Source organism: Winogradskyella immobilis, from assembly GCF_021887715.1.
Classification (GTDB): domain Bacteria; phylum Bacteroidota; class Bacteroidia; order Flavobacteriales; family Flavobacteriaceae; genus Winogradskyella; species Winogradskyella immobilis.
Genome location: NZ_JAIQXX010000035.1, coordinates 1 through 5,668 on the forward strand (window position 1 = coordinate 1; position 5,668 = coordinate 5,668).

A 5,668-nucleotide genomic window follows, 5' to 3' on the forward strand; every position below is an offset into this window, starting at 1 on the left:
AGCTTCACCGTGTATACTAACCTTATTTCTCTCTTTTGTTCTTTCTGATTAATATATCTAATGTAATAGATTGTAAACTTAAGACGTGTATAATTCATTGCTAGTTCTAGCCTACTTAGAAATTCCTTCGGAATTTCCTCTGGTTCATTTTAGTTTATTAATTTAGTTGCTGAAACACGCAACGAAATCATACACAAACACGTTACCCATAATGCTGAAAAAACACAAAAGTTATCAATTTGGTAACTTTTTTTTGTATATTTGCGTCAAACAAATTTAAGTGAAAATATTTTCGAGAGGAACATTGCGAGATTTTTGGAAAAAGCACGGTAACTGCGAATTACAATTGAAAACGTGGTATCGTGAAACTGAAAAATCAAATTGGTCAACTATTAACGACCTCAAATCGGAATATCCAAATGCAAGTATTTTAAAAGACAATCGGATTGTTTTTAATATCAAAGGAAACGATTACCGATTGATTGTAAAATTTAATTTTGAGTATCAACTTGCTTGGGTACGTTTTATCGGAACACACGCTGAATATGACAAAATTAACGCAAACGAAATTTAAGATGAATATTAAACCAATTAGAAACGAGGCTGATTACCGACAAGCGCTTGAGCGTTTGGAAGTAATCTTTGATGCTAAAAGAAATACTGAGGAAGGCGACGAACTGGAAATTCTTGCTATCGTTATTGACAACTACGAAACGGATAATTTCCCAATCGGAATGCCAGACCCAATTTCAGCAATAAACTTTAGAATGGAGCAAATGGGATTGAAACAAAAAGACTTGGTCGAAATGATTGGTTTTAAAAGTCGAGTAAGCGAAATAATGAACAAAAAACGCAAACTGACTTTAGATATGATTAGAAAACTAAACGAAAAATTACATATTCCAACAGAAGTATTGATACAAGATTATTAAAGGCATTGCGGAAAGCACTATGGGTAACAATGTATATAAAAAATAGCGCAATTCTTTACCAACACTAAGGCTTTGGCATTTTTGGAAATTCGGCTTGTGTTAATCCGAAAAATTATCGCCTTTTTTCAGCGCTACTTTTCATATACGAGACGTTACCACACATTTGAGAATGACGCAAAAACAACGTAAAATATTCTACCCTATAATTTTCTTTCTTGGAGCAATTTTAATTATTTGGGAAATTAATATTTACAGAGAAACCATAATTAATTGGATGATTCCAGTCGGAATTATAATTGTTGTTGGAATAATTGCCTTTATTCTCGATTTTAAAAATTATAAGAGAACCTATAAATATAGCGGAATTGGACTTTACCTCTATTCCGCAATGCATTATGTAATCGGATTTGGATTTATTGCTTGCTCAATCTTTATGTTATCGAATTATTATTTCGCTGACCAAAATACAAGAACTGAATCTTTTGAGATTATTCGGACTTCATCGCTGGCTTCTGGAGGCAAATATAGAATTGATGTTGAAACACCAACGTTTAGAATTAATTATAATGGAAAAGTAAAGGAATTAGTCTTTTCATCTGAATTTTATGAAAAAAGGAAATTCTACAATAATGTGGAATTGGAAATTCGACAAGGACTTTTTGGATTTGACATTTTAGAAAACAAAAAACTGAATTGAAAACAACGGAATTTTTAAAAATAAAGACAAATTATATCGGAATTGGAATTAGGTCAGTTATATTTTTCGGAATTCTGTTACTTCTGATTTTGATTGAAATATTTACTTTTTGGGGAATTTATGGAGAAGGAGCAACTGCAACTCGTATTTCCGAATTGTGGTACGTTGATTTAATTTTAAACTATCTACCGATTATACTTGTTGGTGGATTTTTAATTTATATAACATTAAAAAAATATAGAAAACAGGAATATGTAAATTTCAAGACGAATTTAATTACACTTTTGATTTTGATTTTTCTATTCTCGATCAGAAGTCAAATCGAAAAACTGATTTTCTGAAATGAATAATAAAAAAAACGTGTGGTAACACCGTGTATAATTAATTGCTTGGTCACTGCCGACTTACGAAAATTCCGCTGGAATTTTCTATCTGTGATTTGTTTGCTAACTTAGTTGCTTAACCACGCAACTAACCATACACAATCACGTTGCCCACTATAGCGGACATAACTCAGACGGAATTGATTTGGGAACTGAAATGTGGATTTTTAAATAGGTAAAATCTAAGATAAAACGGATTGAAATTTAACTTTGCTATGAGAAAATTATGGCGGATTTTTTAGCTTGTTTGCGAATTTGAAAAAAATAAAAAAACTGTGTGCCGAAAATACTCGGGCGGAATTTATCACTCGGGCGGATTTTAAAAATTGCGAAATACAAAATTGACTGATTGATTTTAAACAAACACGAATAATGACAAAAATTTGATTGAAATATTAAAAACTACAGTGGGCAACACCGTGCATAATTTATTGCTGGTGGATTTTCCTTGCGGAAAATCCTCGGACACTTCCAATGTTGGTTGTTTTTTTACTATTTTAGTCTAATAACGTCGCAACAAAATCATGCACAAACACGTTGTAGTGCATTTAAACAAACCCTTGAAATGAATATGAACTTTGTCAAATATTTGATAATTATATTGCTTTTCACAAGTTGTGGAAAGCAAGAAACAGAAATAAAGAATTATGGATTTCCAAAAAGCGAAAATGGAAGTTTAAATGTGCCTCTTGAATTATCGGAATTTAAAAATTACGGATTACTCATTGACAGAATTCGAGAAATAACCTGTAACGATAGTGTTCCAAAAATAGTTATTAAACAAAAAAATCTGATTCAGAATATATATCCTACTGAAGTTTGCGAATCGATAATTTTTGACCCAGATGGAAAACACTATGTTTCTTTTACAAAAGGTAAATTCTATAAAGACCATTTTAGCAAAGAAATTAATAGGGATTCTTTGGCTTCGACATTAAAGAATGACTTTGCATATTTTAAAGTAGAAGACGAAACTGATGTAATCAAAAGTTACTTTACTATTATAGAATCTAATAGAGATGAAAAAGTTGACGAGATAGAAAAATTCTTAACAAACTTAACTCAAGAATATGATAACCTAAAAACTGAATTGGAACTGAATATATCATTCTGGGAAGTTGTACCTCATAGTCCACCACCACCAGAAATTGAAAATGAACAAGAGACTGAATAAAAAACGCACTACAACAAAACCTATAAAAAATAAGGGCTTCGGGCTTAATCGCAAGGTTTGTGTATATTTATGATGTCCGCAAAATCTTTGGGATTTTGCTTTAAACAAAAAAATAAAACAAAACAAAAAGATTTTGCTATGTGAATGGCGGAGAGTAAACGCTAGTTTACTCCCTTACTTTTCATAGCTAAACCGTTACCTGCAAGCTAAAAACCAATCTTTACCGAAAACATGACCAAGAATATCTACTTGAATTTATTAATATTTACTTCGATATTATTAGTAGGTTTTTATTTTACATCTGAATTGAAGAATGTATGGATTTCTCACTTAAGTCATTTAGGAATAATGATTTTAGCTGGACTTACACTTGTTGAATTTGACAAAGGAAAACTTCCTGAAAAAGAAAAACCCGAATTTAAAATTAATCAGTTTATCGGAATTGTATTTGGAATAATTGGACTTATAGCCGTTTGCAATCTCATTCCTGTTCTTGCAACCAAAATGGCTGGAATTGACATCACTAGACATCCTATTATTATTGGTTTAAATCAAATGGTTCCGATTCTAATATCTATATCAATATTTGAGGAGATTTTATTTCGTAGAGTTTTAGCACAAAAAATTAAAAACACTCTTGGAATTACAAAAGGAATTTGGATTTCGGCTTTTGTTTTTGCAATTGCTCATATCTATTCTGATACTGGAATTTTACCATCTTTTATCGGTGGAGTAGTATTAGCCTATATTTACTTTAAAACAAATAGCATTTATTTGAGCGTTATTGCTCATTTGTTTTATAATATCGTGACATACTATTTATTAGCTGTGTTTAGAGATAAAGATAAACTGGAATTAATATATGACTATCCAACCATATCATTATCAATTTCATTTGGAATAATACTTATTGTTGGAATGACAAAAATTTTGAATAAAAAAGCCAGCAGGTAACATTGTGTATAATTCATTGCTAGTTAGAGCCTACTTACGAAAATTCCGCTGGAATTTTCTATCCGTGATTTGTTTGCTAACTTTAATGCTTAAACACGCAACGAAATCATACACAACAACGTTGGCAGCAAGCAAAAAATCACTCTGCTGAATAACAAACATTTTGAAAAAAACTATGATTAACAAAAATTACAATCCGAAATTAATATTACTATTAATTACATTTCTACTATTCTCAAATTATAGCCAATCACAAATCTCTGTTGGTTCAATAGAAAAAAAGACACAGACAAAGAAAATCATCGAACCACCAAAATATGAAGCCAAAAGTGATTTTGAGAGTTATTATGATTTTTACAAAAACAATCCTGACATTAAAGAAAAGTGCAATGAAAATGAATTCTATCAAAGATATTTAGGAACAGAAATATATTACCCAATGTTCCCTGAACATTACAGAACGGATGAAATCATAATATTTAAAGAAAAAGACTCTTTAACATTATTAAATTGGTCAGATATTGGAGAAAAATATTTTACTATAAAGAATATTAGCAGAACATTTGGGAAAAGTGATTATTTCAAAAAAGTAAAAGATATTAGGTCTAAAATATCCTACTCATTAGAAGATGGATTATTATTTGAATTAACGGAAAAAGATACTAACGAAAAATATTACGTTGTAGAACCAGACTTTACAACAAAATTTATTGTTTCAGATTATTACGAAAGAATCGAAAAATTTGTGAATAAAACTGACTTTGTAAATATTCGAGAATTTAATGCTCGAAAAATTCCTTTAGGAGAAGACCTACTTTACGTTGATAAAGGAACAGTTTGGAAAGGAAAATTAACCCTTTTAAGAAATGAGGATTTAAGAACAAAACCAACTGGTTCAGTTGATGATTTTGATATAAAATTTATGGTTGTACTTTCTAAAGGCGATGATAAAATTTTAGTTTATTTATTTGGTAAAGATTATTACGAACCACTTTTCAAATTATTTGACACAGTTGAGAGTAATAATAAGAAAAAGGAACTTTCTGAAAATGAAAAGAGAGTTGCATTAACAGAACTTAAAAATAAATATGGTAATACATTTGGTCAAGATGTTTTCAATAGAAAAATAAGTGTCGGAATGAATAAAGAAATGTGTAGCGAAGCTTGGGGAATCACACTTAACAAAAGGTTTTATTTAGACCAAGGCAATGAATTTGAAATTTGGGAATATGTAGGTTTTGGAAAAATAATATTTAAAGATGGAAAAGTTTCAAATATAATTAAGTATTAGGAATTGAGAAATGCCAGCTGCCAACACCGTATAAAATTAATTGCTAGTGCAAGCCTACTTACGAAAATCCTCGCGGATTTTCTATTCGGTTTGTATTTGCTAAATTAGGCGCTTAAACAACGCAACTAATCTTATACAAACACGTTGCCACATATTTTGGAAAAGGCGTAAAATCTTTAATTTTTATTGAGTAAAATAACCGCTGCGTAAATCGGAAATGCAAAAGTTACGCAGTTG

Annotated in this window: 6 protein-coding genes; all 6 read left to right on the plus strand. The window is 30.3% G+C overall.

Features of this window, described 5'->3' with window-relative positions; all coding sequences use genetic code 11:
• Positions 1 to 280: 280 nt before the first annotated feature.
• The 6 genes from K8Z87_RS13500 to K8Z87_RS13525 all read left to right on the plus strand — a co-directional run bounded on the left by K8Z87_RS13500 (position 281) and on the right by K8Z87_RS13525 (position 5,431).
• Positions 281 to 574 carry a type II toxin-antitoxin system HigB family toxin gene (locus K8Z87_RS13500; protein ID WP_227478108.1) on the plus strand — a complete coding sequence of 98 codons (294 nt, stop codon included), beginning with the start codon at positions 281 to 283 and terminating at the stop codon, positions 572 to 574.
• 1 nt (position 575) lies between these two features.
• Entirely contained in the window at positions 576 to 932 is a 357-nt protein-coding gene (locus K8Z87_RS13505) for a helix-turn-helix domain-containing protein (protein WP_227478109.1), read from the plus strand.
• A 169-nt stretch (positions 933 to 1,101) separates the two neighbouring features.
• Positions 1,102 to 1,629 (plus strand): hypothetical protein, encoded by a 528-nt coding sequence (locus tag K8Z87_RS13510; protein WP_227478110.1) that lies wholly within the window; start codon positions 1,102 to 1,104, stop codon positions 1,627 to 1,629.
• Positions 1,630 to 2,613: 984 nt separating this feature from the next.
• The gene (locus K8Z87_RS13515; RefSeq protein ID WP_227478111.1) at positions 2,614 to 3,186 is read left to right on the plus strand and encodes a hypothetical protein; all 573 of its coding nucleotides are present in this window, start codon (positions 2,614 to 2,616) and stop codon (positions 3,184 to 3,186) included.
• Between the two features lie 231 nt (positions 3,187 to 3,417).
• A complete protein-coding gene (locus K8Z87_RS13520) occupies positions 3,418 to 4,140 on the plus strand; it encodes a CPBP family intramembrane glutamic endopeptidase (RefSeq protein ID WP_227478112.1) in 723 nt (240 codons plus the stop codon).
• A gap of 175 nt (positions 4,141 to 4,315) precedes the next feature.
• On the plus strand, positions 4,316 to 5,431 hold the full coding sequence (locus tag K8Z87_RS13525) for a hypothetical protein (protein WP_227478113.1): 1,116 nt from the start codon (positions 4,316 to 4,318) through the stop codon (positions 5,429 to 5,431).
• Positions 5,432 to 5,668 lie beyond the last annotated feature (237 nt).

What these genes read in the sequence shown, in the direction of transcription:
- K8Z87_RS13525 (WP_227478113.1), top strand. Translation starts at nt 4,316, where the DNA reads ATGATTAACAAAAATTACAATCCGAAATTAATATTACTATTAATTACA.
- K8Z87_RS13505 (WP_227478109.1), top strand. Translation starts at nt 576, where the DNA reads ATGAATATTAAACCAATTAGAAACGAGGCTGATTACCGACAAGCGCTT.
- K8Z87_RS13510 (WP_227478110.1), top strand. Translation starts at nt 1,102, where the DNA reads ATGACGCAAAAACAACGTAAAATATTCTACCCTATAATTTTCTTTCTT.
- K8Z87_RS13520 (WP_227478112.1), top strand. Translation starts at nt 3,418, where the DNA reads ATGACCAAGAATATCTACTTGAATTTATTAATATTTACTTCGATATTA.